This is a genomic window from Sphingobium fuliginis, from assembly GCF_004152845.1.
Taxonomy (GTDB): domain Bacteria; phylum Pseudomonadota; class Alphaproteobacteria; order Sphingomonadales; family Sphingomonadaceae; genus Sphingobium; species Sphingobium fuliginis.
In genome coordinates this window covers 336731-359459 of sequence record NZ_SEON01000001.1, presented here as the reverse complement: position 1 = coordinate 359459, position 22729 = coordinate 336731, and the positions used below count along the sequence as shown (strand labels likewise).

General features: G+C 65.4%; 22 protein-coding genes. 13 read left to right on the top strand and 9 right to left on the bottom strand.

Annotated elements, in window-relative coordinates; genetic code table 11:
* Window positions 1-26 precede the first annotated feature (26 nt).
* A complete protein-coding gene (locus EWH10_RS01925) occupies window positions 27-698 on the bottom strand; it encodes a winged helix-turn-helix transcriptional regulator (RefSeq protein WP_044660051.1) in 672 nt (223 codons plus the stop codon).
* Window positions 699-823: 125 nt separating this feature from the next.
* Here EWH10_RS01925 and EWH10_RS01920 point away from each other — a divergent pair, with 125 nt between their 5' ends.
* From EWH10_RS01920 to EWH10_RS01900, 5 genes are read left to right on the top strand one after another with little or no spacing between them, the layout of a single operon-like run.
* Complete coding sequence (locus tag EWH10_RS01920; protein WP_025552095.1) at window positions 824-1264, top strand: VOC family protein; 441 nt, start codon at window positions 824-826, stop codon at window positions 1262-1264.
* Between the two features lie 28 nt (window positions 1265-1292).
* Window positions 1293-1655 (top strand): DUF1428 domain-containing protein, encoded by a 363-nt coding sequence (locus EWH10_RS01915; protein ID WP_044660050.1) that lies wholly within the window; start codon window positions 1293-1295, stop codon window positions 1653-1655.
* Window positions 1656-1693: 38 nt separating this feature from the next.
* Window positions 1694-2497 carry a VOC family protein gene (locus EWH10_RS01910; RefSeq protein WP_044660049.1) on the top strand — a complete coding sequence of 268 codons (804 nt, stop codon included), beginning with the start codon at window positions 1694-1696 and terminating at the stop codon, window positions 2495-2497.
* 11 nt (window positions 2498-2508) lie between these two features.
* A complete protein-coding gene (locus EWH10_RS01905; RefSeq protein WP_025552101.1) occupies window positions 2509-3000 on the top strand; it encodes a VOC family protein in 492 nt (163 codons plus the stop codon).
* Window positions 2997-3464: an SRPBCC domain-containing protein gene (locus EWH10_RS01900; protein ID WP_044660048.1), complete on the top strand. Its 468-nt coding sequence runs from the start codon at window positions 2997-2999 to the stop codon at window positions 3462-3464. Before EWH10_RS01905 ends, EWH10_RS01900 begins: the two co-directional genes overlap by 4 nt.
* A gap of 268 nt (window positions 3465-3732) precedes the next feature.
* On the opposite strand, the gene EWH10_RS01895 is transcribed toward EWH10_RS01900, so the two are convergent.
* Window positions 3733-4902 (bottom strand): pyridoxal phosphate-dependent aminotransferase, encoded by a 1170-nt coding sequence (locus EWH10_RS01895; RefSeq protein WP_044660047.1) that lies wholly within the window; start codon window positions 4900-4902, stop codon window positions 3733-3735.
* Window positions 4903-5026: 124 nt separating this feature from the next.
* Window positions 5027-6184, bottom strand: a complete 1158-nt coding sequence (locus EWH10_RS01890) for a pyridoxal phosphate-dependent aminotransferase (protein ID WP_025549721.1) — start codon at window positions 6182-6184, stop codon at window positions 5027-5029.
* 151 nt (window positions 6185-6335) lie between these two features.
* On the opposite strand from EWH10_RS01890, the gene ptsP reads away from it, so the two are divergent.
* The 6 genes from ptsP (at window position 6336) to ftsH (ending at window position 13918) form a co-directional block, all read left to right on the top strand.
* The gene (gene ptsP / locus EWH10_RS01885) at window positions 6336-8612 is read left to right on the top strand and encodes a phosphoenolpyruvate--protein phosphotransferase (protein WP_044660046.1); all 2277 of its coding nucleotides are present in this window, start codon (window positions 6336-6338) and stop codon (window positions 8610-8612) included.
* A gap of 102 nt (window positions 8613-8714) precedes the next feature.
* A complete protein-coding gene (locus tag EWH10_RS01880; protein WP_044660045.1) occupies window positions 8715-9617 on the top strand; it encodes a helix-turn-helix domain-containing protein in 903 nt (300 codons plus the stop codon).
* Between the two features lie 100 nt (window positions 9618-9717).
* Window positions 9718-10629, top strand: coding sequence for a tol-pal system YbgF family protein (locus EWH10_RS01875; protein ID WP_044660044.1), 912 nt, complete (start codon window positions 9718-9720; stop codon window positions 10627-10629).
* A gap of 7 nt (window positions 10630-10636) precedes the next feature.
* Window positions 10637-11581 (top strand): tRNA lysidine(34) synthetase TilS, encoded by a 945-nt coding sequence (gene tilS / locus EWH10_RS01870; protein ID WP_044660043.1) that lies wholly within the window; start codon window positions 10637-10639, stop codon window positions 11579-11581.
* Window positions 11582-11709: 128 nt separating this feature from the next.
* A complete protein-coding gene (locus EWH10_RS01865; RefSeq protein ID WP_025549725.1) occupies window positions 11710-11901 on the top strand; it encodes a hypothetical protein in 192 nt (63 codons plus the stop codon).
* Between the two features lie 67 nt (window positions 11902-11968).
* On the top strand, window positions 11969-13918 hold the full coding sequence (gene ftsH, locus EWH10_RS01860; protein WP_025549726.1) for an ATP-dependent zinc metalloprotease FtsH: 1950 nt from the start codon (window positions 11969-11971) through the stop codon (window positions 13916-13918).
* Window positions 13919-14053: 135 nt separating this feature from the next.
* Here the strand turns inward: ftsH and EWH10_RS01855 are convergent, their stop codons facing one another.
* From EWH10_RS01855 to EWH10_RS01840, 4 genes are all read right to left on the bottom strand, one after another.
* The gene (locus tag EWH10_RS01855; RefSeq protein WP_065846003.1) at window positions 14054-15415 is read right to left on the bottom strand and encodes an amidohydrolase; all 1362 of its coding nucleotides are present in this window, start codon (window positions 15413-15415) and stop codon (window positions 14054-14056) included.
* Window positions 15416-15557: 142 nt separating this feature from the next.
* Window positions 15558-16112 (bottom strand): hypothetical protein, encoded by a 555-nt coding sequence (locus tag EWH10_RS01850; protein ID WP_044660041.1) that lies wholly within the window; start codon window positions 16110-16112, stop codon window positions 15558-15560.
* 159 nt (window positions 16113-16271) lie between these two features.
* Entirely contained in the window at window positions 16272-17066 is a 795-nt protein-coding gene (locus EWH10_RS01845; RefSeq protein WP_025549729.1) for a 3-hydroxybutyrate dehydrogenase, read from the bottom strand.
* Complete coding sequence (locus EWH10_RS01840; protein ID WP_044662741.1) at window positions 17063-18241, bottom strand: patatin-like phospholipase family protein; 1179 nt, start codon at window positions 18239-18241, stop codon at window positions 17063-17065. The genes EWH10_RS01845 and EWH10_RS01840 overlap by 4 nt, the downstream gene beginning before the upstream one ends.
* Window positions 18242-18399: 158 nt before the next feature.
* Between EWH10_RS01840 and ypfJ the strand changes: the two genes are divergently transcribed.
* Entirely contained in the window at window positions 18400-19269 is an 870-nt protein-coding gene (gene ypfJ / locus EWH10_RS01835; protein WP_044660040.1) for a KPN_02809 family neutral zinc metallopeptidase, read from the top strand.
* A 9-nt stretch (window positions 19270-19278) separates the two neighbouring features.
* Here the strand turns inward: ypfJ and EWH10_RS01830 are convergent, their stop codons facing one another.
* On the bottom strand, window positions 19279-19611 hold the full coding sequence (locus EWH10_RS01830) for a hypothetical protein (RefSeq protein ID WP_044660039.1): 333 nt from the start codon (window positions 19609-19611) through the stop codon (window positions 19279-19281).
* 155 nt (window positions 19612-19766) lie between these two features.
* Window positions 19767-19958, bottom strand: a complete 192-nt coding sequence (locus EWH10_RS01825; protein ID WP_025549732.1) for a hypothetical protein — start codon at window positions 19956-19958, stop codon at window positions 19767-19769.
* 82 nt (window positions 19959-20040) lie between these two features.
* Here EWH10_RS01825 and EWH10_RS01820 point away from each other — a divergent pair, with 82 nt between their 5' ends.
* Entirely contained in the window at window positions 20041-22728 is a 2688-nt protein-coding gene (locus tag EWH10_RS01820) for a bifunctional [glutamine synthetase] adenylyltransferase/[glutamine synthetase]-adenylyl-L-tyrosine phosphorylase (RefSeq protein WP_065846004.1), read from the top strand.
* The last annotated feature ends 1 nt before the right edge of the window (window position 22729 follow it).

Here is a 22729-nt window from a genome sequence, read left to right as displayed (position 1 = left end):
CCCGGCATGGGGAGGATTATGGGGCCTCATGACGCTGGCGTGGTCGTCGAAGGCGCCTTTGGCGGCAAGGGGAACAGGCGGACGAAGCGTGCCGCAAGGGCCCTGTCCCCCTCCACCTGAAGCGAGTCGGCCACGTCCTCGAACGTCAGGCCGCCATAGATCACGGCGGCCAGTCCATTCTGGTCGCCGGAGAAGATTGCGTCCGCACCGCCCGCTTCGCCGCGCCCGGCGGTGAAATCGCCATCCTTCAGGGTCAGGCGGAACTCCTCCTCCCCGAAGCGCAGGCCGATGGTCGCATCCAGATCGCCTATGCGGTCTCGGTCGATCATCGTGCGCATCGACAGGATCACCGACGCATTGCTCATCGGCATGCCGGGCTGCATCGTGGGAGAGCGGGATGCCCAGCGTCCCAGCACCTGGAACAATATCTCCGACTCGCGGCCCCATTCCGTCAGCTCATAAATCTGGCTGGCGGCGGGCGGGGGCAGGCGGCGGCGGATGAGGATGCTGGCCGCTTCCAGCTCCTCCAGCCTTTGCGTCAGCACGTTGGCGCTGATTCCGGGCAGGCTGGCGCGCAAATCGGTGAAACGCTTGGGACCGAGCATCAATTCCCGCATGATCAGCATGGCCCAGCGATCCCCGATCAGGTCCAGCGCATGGGCCGTTGCACAACCATCCTGATAGGCCCGCTTTTTCACGAGAGGAAGTCCTTGGTTATTTTTCCTAACTTATAGGTTGTATAAGATAATCTATCAGTGCATAAAGTTCAAGCCGGTGAGTCGGGAAAAGGCCACAGGCCAGGATGATCCCAAGGAGATGTGTGATGCCGAACGCCCCCGCTCCGAAAATGATTTTCGTCAACCTGCCGGTGAAGGATCTGGCCGCCTCGATAGCCTTTTACGAGGCGGTGGGCGCGGTCCGGAACAATGATTTTGCGGACGACAGCGCGCAGATGCTGAGCTTTTCCGACAATATCCACGTGATGCTGCTGACGCGGGAGCGGTTTGCCGGCTTCACGCCGCGTCGCATTCCGGACGCGCATGAAACGGCCCAGGTGCTGCTTGCCCTTAGCGAGGCGAGCCGCGCCGATGTCGACCGGACGACGGAGAAGGCGTTGGCGGCGGGCGGTGCGGAGCCCAATCCCCGGCAGGACCATGGCTTCATGTACGGCCGCAGCTTTGCCGACCTGGACGGCCATATCTGGGAAGTGGCGTGGATGGATATGGAAGCGGCGCTGGCGGTGAACAAGGAAGCCGCCGCCTGAACTCCGCCTTTCCTTAAGGAGAGAAACGATGAGCTATATGGACGGTTTCGTGATCCCCGTGCCCAAGGGCAACAAGGAGCGGTACAGGGAAGTGGCGGCCTATGCCGCGCCGATCTTCATCGAACATGGCGCGCTGCGGGTCGTGGAATGCTGGGCGAACGACGTCAAGCCGGGCAAGGTCAACGATTTCCGCACCGCCGTGATCGCGGAGGAGGATGAGGAGGTCGTCTTTTCCTGGATCGAATGGCCCGACAAGGCGACTCGCGATGCAGGGGCGGAGAAGGTCATGAACGATCCGCGGATGGAGCCGAAGGAAGGGGAAGACATGCCTTTCGCCGGTGCGCGGCTGATCTATGGCGGGTTCGAAGTGCTGCTCGACGCCAGGGCCTGAGGGCAGGGATCGAAAACTGGGCTTGAGGGAGGCTGGAAATGACCGACCTGAACGGCAAATTCTTCTGGTATGAACTGATGACCAGCGATCCGCAGGCGGCGATCGCCTTCTATGGCGACATCGTCGGCTGGACCGCGCAACCTTTTGGCGGGGAGCGGACCGATGATCCCTATCATGTCGTGTCGGGCAGCGCCGGGCCGATGGGCGGGATCATGTCCATTCCGGCCGAAGCGAAGGATCGCGGCATGTCGCCCTGGTGGGGTGGCTATGTCGGTTCGGCCGATGTGGATGCGGATGCGAAGCGGCTGGCCGGGGCGGGCGGCAGCGTGAAGCGCGCGCCGGAGGACATTCCGGGCGTCGGGCGCTTCGCGGTGATGAGCGATCCGGGCGGGGCGGCGTTCATGCTGCTCAAGGGGTCCAGTCCCGACGGGATGGAGCCCGCACCACCGATGGCGAACGGTCATGTCGGCTGGCATGAACTTTACAGCGGCGCTTTCGACGCCGACCTGGCCTTCTACACCGGGCAGTTCGGCTGGGCGAAGGGCGAGGCCATGGATATGGGGGAAATGGGCAGCTATCAGCTCGTCTCCCAGACCGGCGGCACCGATTTCCAGAGCATGACGGGCGGCATCATGGCCCGTCCCCCGGAGGTGCCGGTGCCGGTCTGGCTCTTCTACTTCGTCGTGCCGGACATCGACATCGCGACGGAGAAGGTGAAGGCCGGCGGCGGAACCGTGCTGAACGGCCCGATGGAGGTGCCGGGCGGGGCCTGGATCATCCAGGCGACCGACCCCCAGGGCGCGATGTTCGCGCTGGTGGGCATGCGATCCGGCACGGCATAAGGAGAGGAACCATGTCGAAGATTTCACCCTGCCTGTGGTATAACGGGCAGGCGGAGGAGGCCGCGCGCTTCTACACATCCCTGTTCGGGGGATCGGTGGATTTCATCAGCCGCTATCCCGACGATAATCCCAGCCCCAGTCCGTTCAAGGGCGGGGACGTGCTGCTGGTGGAATTCACCCTGTTCGGGGAAAGCTATCAGGCGCTGAACGGCGGGCCGAAATTTCCTTTCACAGAGGCGGTCTCGCTGTCCGTCGCCTGTCGGGATCAGGCGGAGATCGATCGGTATTTCGATGCCCTGACAGCCGATGGGGGGTCGCCGGGCCCGTGCGGCTGGCTGAAGGACAAATATGGCCTGTCCTGGCAGCTGGTGACGCAGGAGATCATGGACCTTTACAAGACCGGCGACCGACCGGGCATCCAGCGGATGATGAACGAGATGATGACCATGCAGAAGCTGGATACCGCCCGGATGAAGGCGGCTTTCGAGGGGAGGCCGGCATGAGCGCGGCGGAATTCGAACTATCGGTGACCTGTCACATCGCCGCCCCGCGCGAAATCGTGTGGAAGGTATGGACGGACCTCAAGGACCAATGGTTCTGCCCGAAGCCCTGGCGCGCCGAGGTGATCGAGGAGGATCTGCGGCCCGGCGGGCGGAGCGCGGTGCGGATGTTCGGCCCGAATGGCGAGGACACGGGGCCGATGGAAGGCATCGTGCTGGAGGTGGTGCCGCAGGAGAAGGTGGTGACGACCGACGCCTATGCCTCCGGCTGGATACCGCAGACGCCCTTCATGACGGCGATCTGGAGCTTTGCCGTGGAGGGGGAGGGGACGCGCTTCACCGCGACGGCCCGGCATTGGGATGCCGGAGCGATGGCGAAGCATGAGGAGATGGGATTCCACCCCGGTTGGGACCAGATGGCCGAGCAGTTCAAGGCTTTGTGCGAGACTTCGGCGGGCATGGCTTAGAGCCAATCGACATTCAGCCCTGACGGCCTGCAAATGACGCTTTTCCGTGCTTCCGGTGCTCACCTACTTTGAGTAGGCTGCGCTCCGGGTCACGGAAAACCACCATTTTCGGCTCGTCATCTTCTGAATGTCGATTGGCTCTAGGTCGGCCGCAGAGCGGACATCCCCCTCCCGACTACGGGAGGGAAATGCCTTGGATTGCCCCAGGATGGAAAGAAGGGTGCCCGGATATACCGGACGCCCTTTCTGCGACCCCTAGGGAAGGAAATCAGGCCTTGTACACCTTGTCCACGGCGGCGCGGAACTTCGCCATGTCGTCGGCCGAACCCACGGTCACACGCGAGACTGTGGGCCAGATCGGCCAGTTGCGCCCGATCTGCACCTTTTCCGGCGTGGCGATCAGGGCGGCCTGCATCTCCTTGGCCGGCTTGGTCTTCCAGTCGACCATGAACATATTGGCCTCGCTGCCGGGGTGCACCTCTATGCCCTTCTTGGTGAGCCAGGCGATGGTTTCCTCGCGGTTCGCGATCATTTCCGCGCGGCGTGCCTTGATGAGGCCGGCTTCGGGATAGACCGCATTGCCGCAGGCCATGGCGGTGATCGACAGACCGCCCGCCGTCGGGCCGAACAGGCTGATGCGCTTCTGCACTTCGGGGTCCGCGAAGGTCAGGCCGAGGCGCACGCCCGCCATGCCGAACAGCTTGGAGAAGGTGCGCATGACGATCAGGTCCTTGCGACCCGCCACCAGCTTCGCGGCGTTCGGGCCGTCGAACCAGTGGATATAGGCTTCGTCGACCAGCAGGAACGAATCCTTGGGCTTGTTCGCCAGCAGCCATTCGATGTCGGCCAGCGGCGTGATGGTGCCGGTCGGATTGTTGGGCGTGCAGATATAATAGAGCCCGGCATTGGGATTGGCGGCCAGCATCGCCTTGACATCGTGCCCCTTGCCAATGGCCTGGGGGGCCTTGGCGATAGGGGCCTTCAGATAATCGGCGGTGCGCCAGGCGGATTCGAAGGTCGGATCGGCGGTGACGAGGCCCTTGGTGGGCGAACAGAAGGCCGCGACCGTGCTGACCAGCGGCCCGCCCGAACCCGGCCACAGCATGATGTGCGATTCCGGAATCCCCTCCACCTTGGCGATGGTGGCGATCAGGTCGCCCTTGTAATTGTCGGGATCGTACCAGTTGCCGACGGCGGCGGCCCTGGCCGCGGCCTGAACGCCCGGTTCGAACGGGCCGGTCCAGCATTCGTTGGCGCCGATGCGCACCGCGCCCTTCACCCCGCGCGCCGCCTGCTGCTGCGCGAGGGCGGGCTGGATCAACAGGTTGCCGGCAGCCGCCCCGGCCGCCATCAGAGCGGAAATCTTGCCGATCGTGCGGCGGGAATAGCCCCGGTCGAGCAGGTCTTCGCGGGCGTCCTTTTCCAACATCATGGTCATGTCGTCTGTTCCCCTAGTTGTTCCATCAACTGCGCATATTCCACCGGGGGAAACGAAGGAGGCGGCGCATTTCCACAATGCGCCGCCTCCGGATTCCTGAAATTTTATGAGCCGTTAACCTGGATCAGGCTTTCCAAACCTTGTCGATGGCATCGCAGAAGGCCTTCATCTCATCGGCCGAGCCGACCGAGACGCGCGACACATTGGGCCAGATCGGCCAGTTGCGCCCGATCTGCACCTTTTCCGCAAGGATGGCGGCCTGCATGGCCTTGGCCGGCTTTCCCCAGTCGACCATGAACATATTGGCCTGGCTGCCGGGGATGACCTTGATCCCCTTCTTCCTGAGGTGGGCGATGGCCATTTCGCGATTGGCGACCATTTCCGCGCGGCGGGCCTTGATGAGGTCGGCCTGCGCCACCGACACGGTCCCGCAGGCGACGGCGGTCATCGGCAGCATCGCGGTCACCTGCCCGCCGTCATAGCGCATCATCTTTTCCATGATCGCGGGGCTGGCGAAGGTGAGACCCAGCCGCATGCCCGCCATGCCGAACAGCTTGGAGAAGGTGCGCAGGATCAGCACGTCGTCGCGGCTGGCCGCCATCTTCGCGGCGTTCGGACCATCGAACCAGTGGATATAGGCTTCGTCGACGACCAGGATCGCGTCCTTCGGCTTGTTGTCGGCCAGCCACTGGATGTCGGCCAGCGGGGTCATCGTGCCGGTCGGATTGTTGGGCGAGCAGATATAATAGACACCCGCATTGGGATCGGCCGCCAGCATCGCCTTCACGTCATGGGCATAATCCTTGGTGAGCGGCACCTTCGTCACCTTCGCGCCCAGCCAGTCGCCGGTGCGCCAGATCGCCTCATAGGCAGGGTTGCCGGTGACGATGCCGCGCGTGGGCGATGCATAGGCGACGGCGACGCGGCTCAGCGGATCGCTGGAGCCCGGCCAGGCGGTGATGCGGTCGGCCGGGATGCCCTCCACGGCGGCGACGGCGGCGAACAGCTTCGCATGTTCGTCATTCGGTTCGTAGCGATTGCCTTCCTGCACCAGCTTGAACGCGGCTTCGGCGGCGACGGGGAAGGGGCCGGTCCAGCATTCATTGGCGCCGATGCGCACCGCGCCTTCCACCGGCTTCGCCGCCTGCTGCGCCATGGCGCCGGTGACGCGCAGGGCGGCCGCGCCCGCGCCCAGCAGGGCCGCGACCTTGCCCATCTGGCGGCGGGAATAGCCGCGGTCGATCAGATCCTGTTCGAAGGCTTTAGTATCGATTTCTGCCATATGCTCGTCTCCCTGACTCGCTGACTTTCGAGATTTTAAGGCTGTAAACGAAAGCCTCGTCCATTTCCGCCATATCCATAGACGGAAAATCCGCTGGAACCGCGCATATTCGCCTTGGAAAGCGGACGCGCGATCTGTTAGCGCTTGGCACATGCCCAGCACGCCCGCCGCCGCCGCCCGCCAGATCCTCATTCGCCTGCAGGAAGTCATGGCCGCGCGCACCAGCGCGCAGGCGAAGCTGAACAAGGTGGTGGAGATCATCGGGGAATCGCTGTCGAGCGAGGTCTGCTCCATCTATCTGGTGCGCGAAGGGCTGCTGGAACTGTTCGCGACGCGGGGCTTGAAGCAGGAGGCCGTCCACGTCACCCGCATGGCGATGGGCGAAGGGCTGGTCGGCATGATCGCCACCAATGTCGAGACGCTGAACCTGGACGAGGCGGCGTCGCATCCCGACTATAGCTATCGGCCCGAAACGGGCGAGGAGCTGTTCCACAGTTTCGCGGGCGTGCCGATCGTGCGGCGGGAGCGAGCGATCGGCGTCCTGTGCGTGCAGCATGTGGAGCCGCGCCGTTATGAAGAGATCGAGATCGAGGCGCTGCAGACCGTGGCGATGGTGTTGTCCGAACTGATCGCCAATGCCGAACTGGCCGATGACGGTCCGCTGGACAGCCGGGTGCAGGATACCGGTTCCTCGGTGCTGCACGGGCTGCAACTGGTGATGGGCATGGCGCGGGGCCATGCCGTGTTCCACCAGCCGCGCGTCCATATCGAACATACCGTGGCCGAGGATACGGAGGCGGAGCGGGCCCGCGTCATTTCCGCCTTCACCAAGATGCGCGAACAGATCGACCGCATGACCGGCACGGCCGAGTTCGGCACCGAGGGCGAGCATCAGGAGGTGCTCGAAACCTACAAGATGTTCGCCTATGACGAAGGATGGATCAGGCGGATCAACGAGGCGATCGACAGCGGCCTGACCGCCGAGGCGGCCATAGAGCGCGTGCAGCAGCGCACCCGCATGCGCATGCGCCAGATCGACGATCCGCTGCTCCAGGACCGGATGCACGATCTGGAGGATATGGCGAACCGGCTGCTGCGCATCGTGTCGGGGCAGCTCGGGACGGCGGCGCAACTCGGATTGCGGCAGGACGCCATCCTCATCGCGCGCAACCTGGGACCGGCGGAACTGCTGGAATATGACCGGCGGCGGTTGAAGGGCGTGATCCTGGAGGAAGGGTCGCTGACGGCCCATGTGACCATCGTCGCGCGCGCCATGGGCGTGCCGGTGCTGGGCCGGGTGCGCGACATCCGCCATCAGGTGAACGAAGGCGACCTGATCCTGATGGACGTCGCCGACAACAATCTGCTGATCCGTCCGACGCCCGACATGGAGGAGGCGTTCGAGAACAAGCTGCATGTGACGCAGAAGCGCCGCGCGGAATTCGCGGCGATGCGCGACCTGCCGTCCGTCACGGTGGACGGGCAGCGGATCGAACTGATGGTGAATGCGGGCCTGCGGGAGGATGCGCAGGCGCTGGACATCGTGGGGGCGGACGGCATCGGGCTCTTCCGCACCGAATTCCAGTTCCTCGTCTCCGCCACTTTGCCGCAGCGGGAAAAGCAGCAGCGGCTTTATCGAGACGTCCTTGATGCCGCGGGCGACCGGCCGGTGATCTTCCGCACTGTCGACATCGGCGGCGACAAGGCGTTGCCCTACATGTCCCGCGACGATGAGGAGGAGCTGGAGGACAATCCGGCCATGGGCTGGCGCGCCTTGCGGCTGGCGCTGGACCGAGACGGCCTGATGAAGGCGCAGGCCCGCGCGCTGCTGGAGGCGGCGGCGGGCAAGGTGCTGCACGTCATGTTCCCGATGGTGTCGGAGCCCTGGGAATATGAGCAGGCGAAGGCGCTCGTCGAACATCAGCGCGAATGGCTGGTGGCGCAGAAGAAGAAGCTGCCGGTCGCGGTGCGCTATGGCGCGATGCTGGAGGTGCCCGCGCTGGCGGAGGTGCTGGACCTCCTGCTGCCCAGGCTCGATTTCCTCTCCATCGGCACCAACGACCTGACGCAGTTCCTGTTCGCCGCCGACCGCGCGCATCCGCGCCTGGCGGAGCGCTACGACTGGCTGAGCATCGCGATATTGCGCTTCCTGGACCGCGTGGTGCGCGCCTGTGAAACCTATGAGGTGCCGGTCGGCGTCTGCGGCGAAATGGGCGGGCGCACGCTGGAAGCGATGGCGCTGATCGGCCTTGGCGTGCGGCGCCTGTCGATCACCCCGGCATCGGTCGGCCCGGTGAAGGCGATGATCCGGACCATCGATGCTGCGGAACTGCGCCGGTTCATGCGCGATCTGCTGGACAAGGGCGTGACGGATATTCGTTCGGCGCTGGTCGACTGGGCCGGCGAACATGCTATTGAATTGAATTAATGGGGATCGCGGCGATGCATCCCGCCTTTCCGGGGCGGCGCGGCGTTGACAATCCCCGTCCCGCAATGAGACAAGGCCAGCCTTCAAAAGTCGCGGAGCAGCATGGCAGAAGAACCTGAACTGGAACCCGGCGTCGCGGCGCCGGAACGGCAGCCCAATACTCCGGGCGCGCGCCTGCGCGCCGCGCGGGAGGCGCAAGGACTGTCGATACAGGATGTCGCCACGCGGACGCGCATCGCCCAGCGGCAGTTGGAGGCGATAGAGCGCGACGATTATGCCGCCCTGCCCGGCATTCCCTATGCGGTGGGCTTTGCCCGCGCCTATGCCCGCGCCATCGATGTGGACGAGGTGGCGATCGCCGCCGACGTGCGCAACGCGGTGCATAATTCCGACCTTGGCAGCAACCGCTATGAGGCGTTCGAACCGGCCGATCCGGCGCGGGTTCCATCGCGGGCCCTGGCCTGGACGGCGGCGGCAATCGTCGTGATCCTGGTCGCCGGCTTCGCCGTCTGGCGCACGCAGGTGATGACGCCGCCGACAGGCGAGGAGATCGCCGCGCAGCAAAGTGCCCCCGCGCCCGCGACCGCGAAGCCGGCAGCAGGCGCGCGCCCGGCGGCGCCGGTGGTGCAGACCGTGCTGTTCACCGCCAATGACGATGTCTGGCTGCGCATTTATGACGAGGCGGGAGAGAGGCTGAAGGACGGGCTTATGAAGAAGGGGGAAAGCTTCACCCTTCCCGCCAATGCCCGCAATCCGATGATCCTGACAGGCCGGCCGCAGGCGCTGACCGTGACGGTCGGCGGCAAGCCGATTGCGCCGCTGGGGCCGCCGGACCGGACCATCGCCGATGTGCCGGTCAATGCGGAGGCGCTGCTGGCGCGGGCGGCGCCTGCCGCGGCGCAGGGTCAGGGTCAGGGGCAGGCGGCTCCGGCCTCCACGGCCCCGGTTCCCACGGGTCCGGCCGCCCCGGTGCCCGCCGCACCTGCGCCCGCTGCGGCCGACTGATCCGTTCAGGGGCGATTCAGCGGAATTTGGCGCAAAGTCGCGCTTTACCGGGCGGATTATCGCCCTATGGTTAACACCGGATATAAGTCGGGGATCATCCATGCGTAACGCTTTTTTCGCGACGGCTGCACTGGCGCTCATCGCGCTCGCGCCGCCGCTCGCGGCCCAGAATGTCAGCGTCGATGTTCGGGTCGACCGTCTGGAAAAGGAAATGCGCGCGGTCCAGCGCAAGGTGTTCCCGGCCGGCGCGCCGCTGGAGGCGGAGATCACGCGTCCCGCCGCGCCGGCCGTGGTGCCGGGATCGCCTGCCTCCACGCCGGTGGCGGATTTGACGGCGCGGGTGAATGCGCTGGAATCGCAACTGGCCTCGATCACCGGGCAGGTGGAGGAAAACAGCTTCAAGCTGAAGCAGTTGGAAGAGGCGTTCAACCGCTACAAGGCGGAACAGGAAAGCCGTGCCGCGCCCGCGGTCGTGCCGCCGGCGGTCGGCCCCTCCGCCTCGGCCGCTCCGGCCTCCACCACCGCATCGGCGCGGCCAGGTGCGCCGCGCCCGGCCGCCAATGGTGCGAGCGAGGAACGAAAGACCGCCGTCGCCGCGATCGAGCGGCCCTCGACGGGTAATGAGGCCGACGACGCCTACACCTATGGCTTCCGCCTGTGGGACGCGAAATTCTATCCGGAGGCGCAGGCGCAGCTGAAGGCGACCGTGGATAAATATGGCGCCAGTCCCGTCGCCAGCAAGGCGGCGAACCTGCTGGGCCGCGCCTATCTGGACGACGGCAAGCCGGCGCTGGCGTCGGTCGCCTTCTATGAAAATTACCAGAAGCGGCCCAAGGGCGACCGTGCGGCCGACAGCCTGGCCTATCTGGGCGAGGCGCTGATCCAGCTCAAAAAGCCCGCCGACGCCTGCAAGGTCTATGCGGAACTGGAGCAGGTCTACGGCGCCAGCCTGTCGAACGGCCTGCGCGGCATGATGGACAAGGGCCGGACCAGGGCCAAGTGCACCGCCTGAAGTCCCCATGGCCGAGGGCGATCCCGTCGCGGAACTGAGCCGGGCGATGATGGCGCTGGTCGGGGATGCCGACGGCGCTCGTTTCGGCGTGGCGGTTTCCGGCGGGCCTGACAGCATGGCGCTGCTCGACCTCGCCGCGCGCGCCTTTCCAGGGCGTGTCGAGGCGGCCACGGTCGATCATGGCTTGCGCGAGGCTTCGGCAGCGGAGGCGGCGATGGTGGCGGACTGGTGCGCAGGCGCCGGGATCGCGCATGCCACCCTGCATCCCACCGGCGCGGTTCGGGGCAATGTTCAGAGCTGGGCGAGAGCGCAACGGTACAGGCTGCTGGAAGGCTGGCGGGCAGCGCGGGGGCTGGATTGGCTGCTGACGGCGCATCATGCGGACGATCAGTTGGAAACGCTGCTGATGCGGCTCAACCGGGGCGCGGGCGTGGGCGGGCTGGCCGGCGTGCGGGCGCGGCAGGGCGTGGTGCTGCGCCCGCTGCTGGGCGTGCGCAAGGCCGACTTGCTCGCCTCTGCGCTGGAACGCGGCCTGCCCCATGTCGACGATCCGTCGAACAGCGATGCGCGCTTCGACCGGGCTGCCCTGCGCATGGCGCTGGCCGGTGTCGACTGGATCGACGCCGCGGCGGCGGGACGCAGCGCGGCGGCTCTGGCCGAGGCGGAGGAGGCGCTGGACTGGACGGTCGACGATCTGGAAGCGCGCCATGTGCACGCGGGTGGAGGCGGGCTGACGCTGGACCGGACCGACCTGCCCCGCGAATTGTTGCGCCGCCTGATCCTCCGCATGATCGCGCGATTGCAGCCGGATGCCGCCCCGCCACGCGGGGAAGCGGTGGACAGGCTGGTCGCGGCGGCGCGCCGGGGCGAGAAGATGAGCATCGGTCGCCTCATCCTGAAGGGCGGGGCCTGCTGGACTCTGACGCTGGCGCCCCAGCGACGCTGGCAATGATCGTTACGGAAAGGTTCCACGGCTTGGCGCATCCGTCGAACAATCCGTCGATTTGATCGGGCGCAATGACCTTTCCTTAACGCCTATGTTGGTTAATGAAGCCAGTTGAGCGTGGGAATTTTCGATTCATGTTTGAATTTGCGGCGGTGACCTATGGCCTCCTGGCCAGCGTCATTCTTTCGGCGGCGCAGCGTAATCACCGGATGGAGCGACCCCATCCGCCGATGCTGCTCTATACCGGCTATATGCTTTGCGGTCTGTCGGCGGGGGTCGCGGTAATCCTGGCCTATATCGCCCTGTCGCAATTTATCGGCGGCTGACCTTAGCAGGCGCGCGCTTGCGATTTTGCTGCGGCATCCTATCTTGCCGGGTGAAAGAGAGTGGTGAATGAACGACGAGAAGGACCCGCAGGGTAATCCCTGGATCAAGAGCGCGATGATATGGGCGGGGGTGATTGTCGCCCTGCTGCTGTTCGTCTCCATGTTCGACAGCCGCACGGCGTCGACCGCCGGGACCGGCATCGCCTATTCCGAATTCCGCGCCAAGGTGCAGGAAGGCCAGGTCAAGGATGTCGCCATCGCCACCGACCGGATTTCCGGCACGCTGAGCAGCGGGCAGAAATTCAGCACTGTCCCGGTGAACGACCCCGGCCTGACCGGCCTGCTGGACGACTATAATGTCAAATATTCCGGCCAGGCGGAGGAACAGCCGAGCTTCTGGATGATCCTGATCTACCAGTCGTTGCCGTTCCTGCTGATTCTGGGCATCGCCTTCTTCGTGCTGCGCCAGATGCAGAAGGGCGGCGGCGCGGGCGGGGCCATGGGCTTCGGCAAGTCGAAGGCCAAGCTGCTGACCGAAAAGCACGGCAAGGTGACGTTCGATGACGTCGCCGGCATCGACGAAGCGCGTGAGGAATTGCAGGAAATCGTCGAGTTCCTGAAGGACCCGAGCAAGTTCGCGCGGCTGGGCGGCAAGATTCCCAAGGGCGCCTTGCTGGTCGGCTCGCCGGGTACAGGCAAGACGCTGCTCGCCCGCGCCATCGCGGGTGAGGCGGGCGTGCCTTTCTTCACCATTTCGGGTTCGGATTTCGTCGAGATGTTCGTCGGCGTGGGCGCGAGTCGCGTCCGCGACATGTTCGAGCAGGCGAAGAAGAATGCGCCCTGCATCGTCTTCATCGACGAAATCGATGCGGTCGGCCGCCATCGCGGCGCGGGCCTCGGCAACGGCAATGACGAGCGCGAGCAGACGCTGAACCAGCTTCTGGTGGAGATGGACGGCTTCGAGGCGAATGAGGGCATCATCATCGTCGCGGCGACCAACCGTCCCGACGTGCTGGACCCCGCGCTGTTGCGTCCGGGCCGTTTCGACCGGCAGGTCGTGGTGCCGCGTCCCGACATCGAGGGGCGCGAGAAGATTCTGGCCGTGCACATGAAGAAGGTGCCGCTGGCGCCGGACGTCAATCCGCGCACGATCGCGCGGGGCACGCCGGGCTTCTCCGGCGCCGATCTGGCGAACCTCGTCAACGAAGCGGCTTTGATGGCTGCCCGCCGCGGCAAGCGTCTGGTCGCCATGGACGAGTTCGAGGCGGCCAAGGACAAGGTCATGATGGGCAGCGAGCGCCGCTCCATGGTGATGACCGACGATGAGAAGAAGATGACCGCCTATCATGAGGCGGGTCATGCCATCGTCGCTGTCCATGAACCGGCCTCGGACCCCATTCACAAGGCGACGATCATTCCGCGTGGCCGTGCGCTGGGCATGGTGATGCGCCTGCCGGAGCGGGACAGCTACAGCTATCACCGCGACAAGATGCACGCGAACATGGCCGTCGCCATGGGCGGCCGCGTGGCCGAGGAGATCATCTTCGGCTATGACAAGGTATCGTCGGGCGCTTCGGGCGACATTCAATATGCCACCAAGCTCGCGCGTGACATGGTTACGCAATGGGGCATGTCCGACAAGCTCGGCCCCCTGCAATATGAAGAGCAGCAGGGCGAGACATTCCTCGGTTATTCGCAAAGCCAGCGTGTCCATATGTCGGACGAGACGGCCAAGCTGATCGACAAGGAAATCCGCGGGCTGGTCGAGCAGGGCTATGCGCGGGCGCAGGAAATCCTGAAGGGTCATGAGGACCAGCTTCACCTGCTCGCCAATGCGATGCTCGAATATGAGACGCTGAGCGGCGAGGAAATCAAGACGCTGCTCGACAAGGGCGAGATCACCCGTGATGACGGCACGACGATCAAGCCGTCCGCGATCCCGGCGGCCGGGTCTTCGATCCCGAAGACGCGCCGGCGCAAGGGGCCATTCGGTGATCCGTCGCCTGCGGGCGCCTGACCGGGTTTATGGATTGGGAAAGGGCGCTGCCGGGAGGTGGCGCCCTTTTTCATGGGTTGCGGGGCGGGGTGGCTTTTGGCCAGGCCAAGACATTCCCCCTCCCGCCTGCGGGAGGGGGAATGAGGGGCTTCAGCCTCAATCCCGCTTCAATATGTGCATCGCCAGCACCGTCATGGCTTCGCTGGCGGTGGCGATCACCTTGTCGGCTTGGGGCGCCCAGAAGGGGCTGTGCAGCGACGGCAGGCTGACCTCACCGGCCTTCGCCTTCGCCATCTGGTCTGCCGGCACGCCGCCGACCCAGAAGATGAAGCTTTCGATGCTCTTGTCGGCGCGGTAATAGCGGCCGAAATCCTCTCCCGCCATGGAGGGTCTGGTTTCGCTGACGGTGCCCTCGGGGAAATGGGCCTTCAGCACGTCCGCCATCCGGTTGGCGAAGGCGGGCGGATTGTAGGTGGAGGGCGTGAATTCGTCCTTTACGGAGATCACCGGCATCCTGTCGTCCGGCACGCCCGCCGCAATGGCTTCCCCGCGGGCGACGCGTTCTATTCCCCGGATCAGCTTTTCCCGGGTTTCATCGGAATAGCTGCGCACGGTGAGCAGCATCTTCGCGTCGTCGGGAATGACATTATGCTTGGCGCCGCCCATGAAGCTGCCGACGGTGACGACGGCCGGGTCGAACGCGTCCTGTTCCCGGCTGACCAGCGTTTGCAGCGAGGTCACAATCCGCGCGCCGATCACGATCGGGTCGCGCGTCGTCTGCGGATAGGCGCCATGGCCGCCCACGCCCCGCACCAAAAGGTCGACGCTGTCCACATTGGCGAGCGCGAAGCCCGGCGTATAGCCGATCTTCCCCGCTTCCAGATTGGCGGCGTCGTGGAAGGCGATGGCATGGGTCGGGCGCGGGAAGCGGGTGTAGAGCCCATCCTCCAGCATCAGCCGCGCGCCACGGCCCACTTCCTCGGCCGGCTGAAGGATCATCACCAGCGTGCCCTTCCATTCCTCCTTCATCGTGGAGAGCAGCCGCGCGGTTTCGATGAAGGCGGTCATGTGCGTGTCATGGCCGCAGGCGTGCATCACGCCGGTTTCGGCGCCGTCGGCGGTCTTGGCCTTCACCCTGGAGGCGAATTCCAGCCCCGTCTGCTCGGTCACCGGCAGTCCGTCCATGTCCGCGCGGATCAGCAGCACCGGGCCGGAGCCGTTCTTCAGTACCGCGACCACGCCCGTTCCACCGACCTTTTCGGTGACGGTGAATTTCATCGCCTTCAACCGCCGGGCGAGCTTGGCGGCGGTGGCGCTTTCCTGTTCGGACAGTTCGGGATTGGCATGCAGGTCGCGATAGAGGGTCATTAGCCCATCCATGTCCTTCGCGATGGTCGCTGCGATGGCATTGGCCGGCGTCGCGGGCGTCGCCCCATTCACAGGCGCGCCAGGGGACTGGGCATGGGCAATGGAGATAAGGCTGGCGGCGGCCATGACGGCCGTCAACGCATGACGCATCGATGGGTCTCCCTGATGGAAGAAGCAACCATAAGCGGATTTGCCGCGCCTTTTAAGGGGCTTCGGCATGTCCAGCCTGTTTCCCCAAAGCAAAAGCGCCCGCCGTTGCCGACGGGCGCTCCTGCCGATGCCATGGGAGGGATCAGAAGTGGAAGATCACGCCAGCCGTGGGCCGGAAGCTGTCGAAATCATAGGTTTCGGTCTGGAAGCGCAGGCGGATGCCGCTATTGCCCGTGACGCCGCCCAGACCGATGTCCTTCGGGCCGACCTCGACGCCCAGGCCGTACATCCAGTCCTTGCGGTCCGGCCAGCCGCCCTTGCCGTTGACCCACTGATAGCCGGCCGACGCGAAGATCATGCCGCTTTCACCGGCCCGCGCGCCGAAGCGGCCCTTCACCCCATATTCCCAGTCGATGTCGCTGAAACCCTTGGTGGCATTGCCCTCGACGCCCACGAAGACGGGACCGAGCGGCACGTTGACGCCCGCGACGCCGCTGATGATCGCGCCGTTCATGATCGTCTCGCCGGGCACGCTGCCGAATTCGGTGCCACGGTCAAAGGTGTGATAGCCGCCCAATATGCCGACATAGGGTTCGACGCCGAAGGCCTGGGTGCCGTCGGGCGCCGTTTCCTCCTGCGCGGACGCGACGGAAGGCAGCGCCGCAACAAGTGCGGCCGCAATGAGATATTTCTTCATGAGGAGTCCCTTTTCCAATTTCGCCGCATGGCGTGTCGGAGGGGATAACCTGCGCTGGTCGCATCAGGTTTCCTCAATGAAAACAAATCCTTCCCGCTGTCCCCAATATGACACAATCCATGTTAAGGAATTGCGCGCCGATGACCGGGATGGATATGGCTATTGCGCGGTCCAGCCGCCGTCGATGCTCATATTGGCGCCGGTGATGTTCGCGGCGGCATCGCTGCATAGATAAAGCGCCATGGACGCCACCTGATCGACCGTGACGAACTGTTTGGTCGGCTGCCCCGCCAGCAGCACGTCGTTCATCACCTGCTCCCGCGTCATGCCGCGCGCCTTCATCGTGTCGGGAATCTGGTTCTCCACCAGCGGCGTCCACACATAGCCGGGCGAAATGCAGTTCGCCGTGATGCCGAAGGTCGCCAGCTCCAGCGCCAGCGTCTTGGTGAAACCGGCAAGGCCATGCTTGGCCGTCACATAGGCGCTCTTATAGGGAGAGGCCGTCAGCGAATGCGCCGAAGCCGTCTGGATGATCCGTCCCCATTTCTTCTCCTTCATGAAGGGAATGGCGAGACGGGACGTGTGGAAGGCGCTGTTGAGGTTGAGCGCGATGATGAGGTTCCATTTGTCGACCGGGAAATCCTCGACCGGCGCGACATGCTGCACCCCTGCATTGTTGATGAGGATGTCGACGCCGCCGAATGCGTCCGCCGCCTCCTTCATCATCGCCTCGATCTGCTCGGTTCTGGTGAGGTCATGGCCGCTATAGAGCGCCTTCGCCCCGCTCAACGCCTCCAGCCCGGCGCGTTCCTTCTCGATCGCGTCCGCATCTCCGAAGCCGTTGATGACGACATTCGCGCCTTCCCCGGCCAGCGCCTTGGCATAGGCAAGGCCGATGCCGGAGGTCGATCCGGTGATGAGGGCGGTCTTGCCGGACAGGAATTGGCTGCTCATGCCTGCTTCTCCTTGAGATGGTCGGGGGCGTCGAGGTCGAAGGTGGAGCTTTTCCCGTTGACGATGTTGCGGGCGATGAGGTCGCCCTTGTGCATCACTTCCTCCACCGCGTCGCGGCCCTGCGCCCAGTGGTCGAGCATGGTGGAGCGGGAAAATTCGAAGTCGCGCGCTCCGCTTTCCCACGCGCGGCTGCGGTAGATGAGGTGGACGATGTTGACCGAACCCACGTCCAGCAACTGGCGCAGCCGCTGTGCGTCCGCGTCCTCCTGCAATTCGGGCGGCAGTTTGTCGAGCAGGGCGCGGATCGCCTTATGCTCCTTGCGCAGCCGCAGATACTGGTCCGTCACCTGGCGGGTGCGGCTGGAATATTGAATGTCCTTGGTCCGGGAATAGACATCGGTCATCTGCCGGGGCATCGGCCCTTCGGCGGGGAACAGATCGACCTGGAACACCAGCATATCCTCGCTCTGATGGTCCAGCACATGGGCGAGCGGGGTGTTGGACACGATGCCGCCATCCCAATACCAGCGCCCGTCGATCTCGATGGGCGGCAGGCCCGGTGGCAGAGCGCCCGACGCCATGATGTGGCGCGCGTCGATCCGGGTGTTGCCGCCCCGGCCGCGCGTATCCCAATAAGCGAAATTGCCGCTTTCCACATCCACCGCGCCCACCGACAGCCGCACCGGCCCGTCATTCAGCAGGTCCCAGTCGATGCAGGCGTCCAGCGTGTCCTTCAGCGGCGCACTGTCGTAGAAGCTGATCGCGCCGGCCGTCCCTTCCGGCATCAGCGGCGCGGGCCAGAGGCGTGGGCGGAACATGCCCGGCACGCCGAAGGTCGCGACCGTGCCCGCCGCCATCAGATGAGCGGCCTCGCGGATATGGTCGATTTCCGGCAGGACGACATTGGGCATGCCGCCGGAGACGGTCAGCCAGAATTTCTTGAGCCGGCTGAGGCGCTTGTGCGGCGGATTGCCGGCGATGATGGCGGCGTTGACCGCGCCGATCGAAATGCCCGCGACCCAACTGACGTCGATTCCCAACTCGTCCAGCCGCTGATAGACGCCCGCCTGGAAGGAGCCGAGCGCTCCGCCGCCCTGCAGCAACAGGGCGACTTCGCGGGGGAGGGGAAGCGGCATATTGGCGCGCCTGCGCGGCTGGGATTCGGTGTCGGCCATGTCGCAGCGCAATATAGAATAGTCTTCCGGCATTCCAACTGAATGTCTCGTTACATTCTCTTCATGGGACGGTGCGCTCGCCGCAACCCGCATTGCATCGGGGACGTTTCCACCGGCGACGGAATGGAATAGGCAGGGCAAGGAAAGAGAGGGACGAGATGCGGCTCGACGACGAACGGGAAAGCACCAATTTCGAGATCCAGGAGGGTCGCGGCGGCTTCGGCGGCGGGATGGGCGGCGGTCTGGGCCTGCTGCTGCCGCTGATCGGCAGCCGTTTCGGCTGCGGCGGGATCGTCGTGGTGCTGATCATTCTGGCGGTCATGGGCGTCAATCCCCTGAGCCTGATGGGGGGTGGCGGCCAGATGCCGCAGGGGAGCGAGGTCAGCCGCGATACCTCCAAACTCAGCGATATACAGCATTGGTCCCTGAAGGTGCTGGGATCGACCGAGCGCGTCTGGGGGCCGCTCTTCCAGCAGGCCGGCCGGCAATATCAGCCGACGGTCCTTTACTTCTATTCCCAGAGCGGCGTGTCGGGCTGCGGCGCGGCGCAAAGCGCCATGGGCCCCTTTTATTGCCCCAATGACCGCAAAGTGTATCTCGACACCGACTTCTTCACCGAACTGCGCCAGCGCTTCGGCGCCCCCGGCGATTTCGCCCAAGCCTATGTGATCGCGCATGAAGTCGGCCATCATGTGCAGGATCTGGAGGGGACTTTGGGCGAGGTGAACCAGCGGCAGCGCGCCGTCAGCGAGGAACAGGGCAATGCGCTGCAGGTGCGGGTCGAATTGCAGGCGGACTGTTATGCGGGCGTCTGGGCCAAGCGCACCGGCCTCATGGAATCGGGCGATCTGGAGGAGGGGATGAAGGCGGCGCAAGCCATAGGCGACGATACGCTGCAAAAGGCGGCCGGCCGCCGTCCCGTGCCGGAAAGCTTCACCCACGGCACCAGCGAACAGCGAATGACCTGGCTGCGCAAGGGACTCGACAGCGGCGATCCCGCGCAATGCGACACGTTCAAGGGAATGTGAGGTCCGGCCTTATTCGGGCACCTCGTCGGACGGCTGCACGCCTTCGACCGGCGTCGGGTTCGATACGGGCGCAGCGGGCAGCCCTGCGCCCGGGGCGAGGAAGGGTCTGCCGGCTTCGGGCATGGGCTGGCCGAAGTCCGCAGCGCCCGGATCTTGGGCGCCGCTGTCTTGGGGCGGCGTTGGGGACGGCGCGGCCTGGGCGGGCATCACCACGGGCGCTGAAGCCGGAACAATCGCCGCGGACGGCACGGCCTGACTGGATTGGGGAACGAAGCTTTCCACCGTCAATACGATGATCGGAGCCGCGATCAGGGTCACGGCGGCAAAGGCCTTGTAGATCATGGGGCGCGTCCATTCATGATCGCGTCATCATAGGCGCGGATCGTAAATAAAATGCTGTCGCCCCTTGTGAAGGTGGCTAGCTTAGACTGCGGCGGTCCCCTCGACGCCCCGCTCCTCCGCAGGAGCGCGGTGGGTCTGGGCCGATCCGACGGAAACTAATGCCGGTCGAGTTTCTCCAGCAGGTCGAGCATGTCGTCCGGAACAGCGCCGCTACCCGCACGGAAGGTCGAACGCAACGCATTGCCGATGCCCTCATAGGGTTGCGGAACGCCGATATTCAGGACGCGGCGGATCGCGCCATCCTGAATCCGGGCCGACCGGCTGAGGGGTTTTCGTTGCATTTCCATGGTAAGATAACTGCCAAGCGGCGCAAAAGTTTCTGGTGTTCGTCGCAATGGCACGCAATATCGGCTCCATTATGGGAGATTCATGGTGACGGACCGTTTGGCGGTCGCGGCAAGGATCAGGGCGCATTCGCCTTTCCTGGCCCGGCAATTGGATCGCTTTCCGGGTGTTGCCGATCTGGTGGAGAGCGGAGATTTCGAAGGGGCCTGGGCCGCCGCGCAGCAGGTGGCGGCGCCCGATGACGGCATTGCCCGGTCGCTGAGGCGCAGGCGTGGCGCGGTGGCCTTGGTGACCGCAGCCGCCGATCTGGCGGGCGTCTGGGGACTGGACCGGGTCACGCGCACCCTGTCGGACTTTGCCGACCAGGCGCTGGAGCAGGCGCTGGCCGCCGCCATGGCGGAGCGTTATCCGGACGCGGAGAAGCGGGGCTTCGTGGTGCTGGCGCTCGGCAAGCATGGCAGCCGGGAACTGAACTATTCGTCGGACATCGATCCGATCCTGCTCTACGACCCGAAGACGCTGCCCCATGGCGAGCGGGAAGACCCGGCGGACGCGGCCGTGCGCATTGGCCGGCGGGTCAGCGAACTGCTGAATGCCCGGGACGGCGACGGCTATGTGTTCCGCGTCGACCTTCGCCTGCGCCCCTCTCCGGAGGCGACGCCCATCGCCCTGCCGGTGGAGGCGGCGATCGGCTATTATGAATCGACCGCGCTCGGCTGGGAGCAGGCGGCGTTCATCCGGGCCCGACCGGCGGCGGGCGACCTGCCGCTGGGCGATTATTTCATGCAGGCGATCCGCCCCTTCGTCTGGCGCCGCAGTCTGGATTTCGGGGCCATCGATGCGATCACGGACATCTCCCGCCGAATCCGCGACCATTATTCGCAGGGTCAGGCGTTCGGGCCGGGCTATGACCTCAAGCGCGGGCGTGGCGGCATAAGGGAAGTCGAATTCTTCGCGCAGGTGCACCAGCTCATCCATGGCGGGCGCGATCCTTCCCTGCGGTCGGGCAATACGCGGGAAGCCTTGCGTGCCTTGGCGGCCGCCGGCGTGTTCGAAGCGGAGGTCGCCGCCAGGCTGGACGAGGCCTATGTCCTCTTCCGCACCGTCGAGCACCGGTTGCAGATGGTGGAGGATCGCCAGACCCATGAATTGCCCAGGTCGGCCGAGGCGCTGGATAATGTCGCGCGCCTGCACGGGCTGGAGGATGGCGGAGCGCTGCTCGACCTGCTGCGCCCGCATGTGCAGTGGGTGGGCGGCAATTACGACCGGCTGACCCCAGCGACGCCCGATGAATCCCTGTCGCTGGACGAGGAGAGGCTGAAGGCGCAGCTTGCCGAACTGGGTTTTGCCGATCCGGAAACGCCGCTGGCGCGGATCGCGCGCTGGCGATCGGGCACGGTCCGCGCATTGCGCAGCGGCGCGTCGCGGGAGGCGCTGGAGCAATTGCTGCCGGGCCTGATGCGGACGCTGGCCGCGGCGCCCGATCCGGCGCGGGCGCTCAACCGGCTGGACGATCTGGTCGGCCGCCTGCCGAGCGCGATCAACTTCTTCAAGCTGCTGGCGGCGCGACCCGGCCTTGTGGAACTGCTGGCCGAACTGCTGAGCCATGCGCCGACGCTGGCCGACGCGCTGGGGCGGCGGGCGGAACTGCTCGACGGGCTGATCGACACCTCCGCCTTCGATCCGCCGCCTCCTGTGGAGATATTGGCCGACCAGTTCGCCCGGCTGGAGGAGGGGGAGGATTATCAGGCGCTGCTGGACCGGGTGCGCCAACGCGTGAACGACCGCCGCTTCGCTCTGGGCGCGCAGATCATTCGCGGCGGCGATCCGCTGGAGGCGGGCCGGGGCTATTCCCGCGTGGCCGAAGCCGCCATCGAGGCGTTGGGCGCCGCCACCGTCGCGGAGTTCGAGCGCGCCCATGGAAAAGTGCCCGGCGGCGAGATGGTGATCCTGGCGCTGGGCCGGCTGGGCGGCGGAGTGCTGACCCATGCGTCCGACCTCGACCTCGTCTATCTCTTCACCGGCAGCTTCGAAACCGAATCCGACGGCGCGAAGCCGTTGGGCGCGACGCAATATTTCAACCGCCTTGGCCAGCGCATCACCAATGCCCTGTCGGTGCACACCGCGGCAGGCCCGTTATATGAGGTGGACACGCGCCTTCGCCCCTCCGGCGCGCAAGGGCTGCTGGCGGTCAGCCTGGACAGCTTCGCCCGCTATCAGCGGGAGGAGGCGTGGACCTGGGAGCATCTCGCGCTCACGCGCGCCCGCCCGGTCTTCGGCTCCGATGCCGCGCGCGCGGCGCTGGGCGCGATCCTGACGGAAACGCTTGAGCGGCAGCGCGATTTCGATGAACTGGCGCGCCATGCGGTGAAGATGCGGGGGGACATCGCGAGGCACAAACCGCCCGCGAGCGATCTGGACGTGAAGCTGGTGCCGGGCGGGCTGGTAGACCTGGAATTCCTGATCCACGTCACCCAGTTCCGCCACAATATGGCGTTCGACCCCGATCTGCGCGCCGCGCTGGAGCAGCTTGCGGCGGCCGGCCACCTGCCGGGCGAATTGATCCCGGCCCATGATCTCATCACCCGCTTTCTCGTCGTTTCCCGCCTCGTTTCGCCGAAATCGACCGAACCTCCGCAAGCCACCCGGCCTCTCGTCGCGCGGGCCTGCGGGGTCGAAAGCTGGGACGCGCTGCTTGAAAGCTACGGTAAGGCCCGGCAAAGGGTCGGTGACGCATGGGCGGCGCTGGCGGCGCCCTTCAAGGAGGAATGAC

Excerpts from the sequence above, each read along its gene's own strand:
- EWH10_RS01920 (WP_025552095.1), top strand. The coding sequence starts at position 824 with ATGCCGAACGCCCCCGCTCCGAAAATGATTTTCGTCAACCTGCCGGTG.
- EWH10_RS01915 (WP_044660050.1), top strand. The coding sequence starts at position 1,293 with ATGAGCTATATGGACGGTTTCGTGATCCCCGTGCCCAAGGGCAACAAG.
- EWH10_RS01910 (WP_044660049.1), top strand. The coding sequence starts at position 1,694 with ATGACCGACCTGAACGGCAAATTCTTCTGGTATGAACTGATGACCAGC.
- EWH10_RS01905 (WP_025552101.1), top strand. The coding sequence starts at position 2,509 with ATGTCGAAGATTTCACCCTGCCTGTGGTATAACGGGCAGGCGGAGGAG.
- EWH10_RS01900 (WP_044660048.1), top strand. The coding sequence starts at position 2,997 with ATGAGCGCGGCGGAATTCGAACTATCGGTGACCTGTCACATCGCCGCC.
- EWH10_RS01895 (WP_044660047.1), bottom strand. The coding sequence starts at position 4,902 with ATGACCATGATGTTGGAAAAGGACGCCCGCGAAGACCTGCTCGACCGG.
- EWH10_RS01890 (WP_025549721.1), bottom strand. The coding sequence starts at position 6,184 with ATGGCAGAAATCGATACTAAAGCCTTCGAACAGGATCTGATCGACCGC.
- ptsP (WP_044660046.1), top strand. The coding sequence starts at position 6,336 with ATGCCCAGCACGCCCGCCGCCGCCGCCCGCCAGATCCTCATTCGCCTG.
- EWH10_RS01880 (WP_044660045.1), top strand. The coding sequence starts at position 8,715 with ATGGCAGAAGAACCTGAACTGGAACCCGGCGTCGCGGCGCCGGAACGG.
- EWH10_RS01875 (WP_044660044.1), top strand. The coding sequence starts at position 9,718 with ATGCGTAACGCTTTTTTCGCGACGGCTGCACTGGCGCTCATCGCGCTC.
- tilS (WP_044660043.1), top strand. The coding sequence starts at position 10,637 with ATGGCCGAGGGCGATCCCGTCGCGGAACTGAGCCGGGCGATGATGGCG.
- EWH10_RS01865 (WP_025549725.1), top strand. The coding sequence starts at position 11,710 with ATGTTTGAATTTGCGGCGGTGACCTATGGCCTCCTGGCCAGCGTCATT.
- ftsH (WP_025549726.1), top strand. The coding sequence starts at position 11,969 with ATGAACGACGAGAAGGACCCGCAGGGTAATCCCTGGATCAAGAGCGCG.
- EWH10_RS01855 (WP_065846003.1), bottom strand. The coding sequence starts at position 15,415 with ATGCGTCATGCGTTGACGGCCGTCATGGCCGCCGCCAGCCTTATCTCC.
- EWH10_RS01850 (WP_044660041.1), bottom strand. The coding sequence starts at position 16,112 with ATGAAGAAATATCTCATTGCGGCCGCACTTGTTGCGGCGCTGCCTTCC.
- EWH10_RS01845 (WP_025549729.1), bottom strand. The coding sequence starts at position 17,066 with ATGAGCAGCCAATTCCTGTCCGGCAAGACCGCCCTCATCACCGGATCG.
- EWH10_RS01840 (WP_044662741.1), bottom strand. The coding sequence starts at position 18,241 with ATGGCCGACACCGAATCCCAGCCGCGCAGGCGCGCCAATATGCCGCTT.
- ypfJ (WP_044660040.1), top strand. The coding sequence starts at position 18,400 with ATGCGGCTCGACGACGAACGGGAAAGCACCAATTTCGAGATCCAGGAG.
- EWH10_RS01830 (WP_044660039.1), bottom strand. The coding sequence starts at position 19,611 with ATGATCTACAAGGCCTTTGCCGCCGTGACCCTGATCGCGGCTCCGATC.
- EWH10_RS01825 (WP_025549732.1), bottom strand. The coding sequence starts at position 19,958 with ATGGAAATGCAACGAAAACCCCTCAGCCGGTCGGCCCGGATTCAGGAT.
- EWH10_RS01820 (WP_065846004.1), top strand. The coding sequence starts at position 20,041 with ATGGTGACGGACCGTTTGGCGGTCGCGGCAAGGATCAGGGCGCATTCG.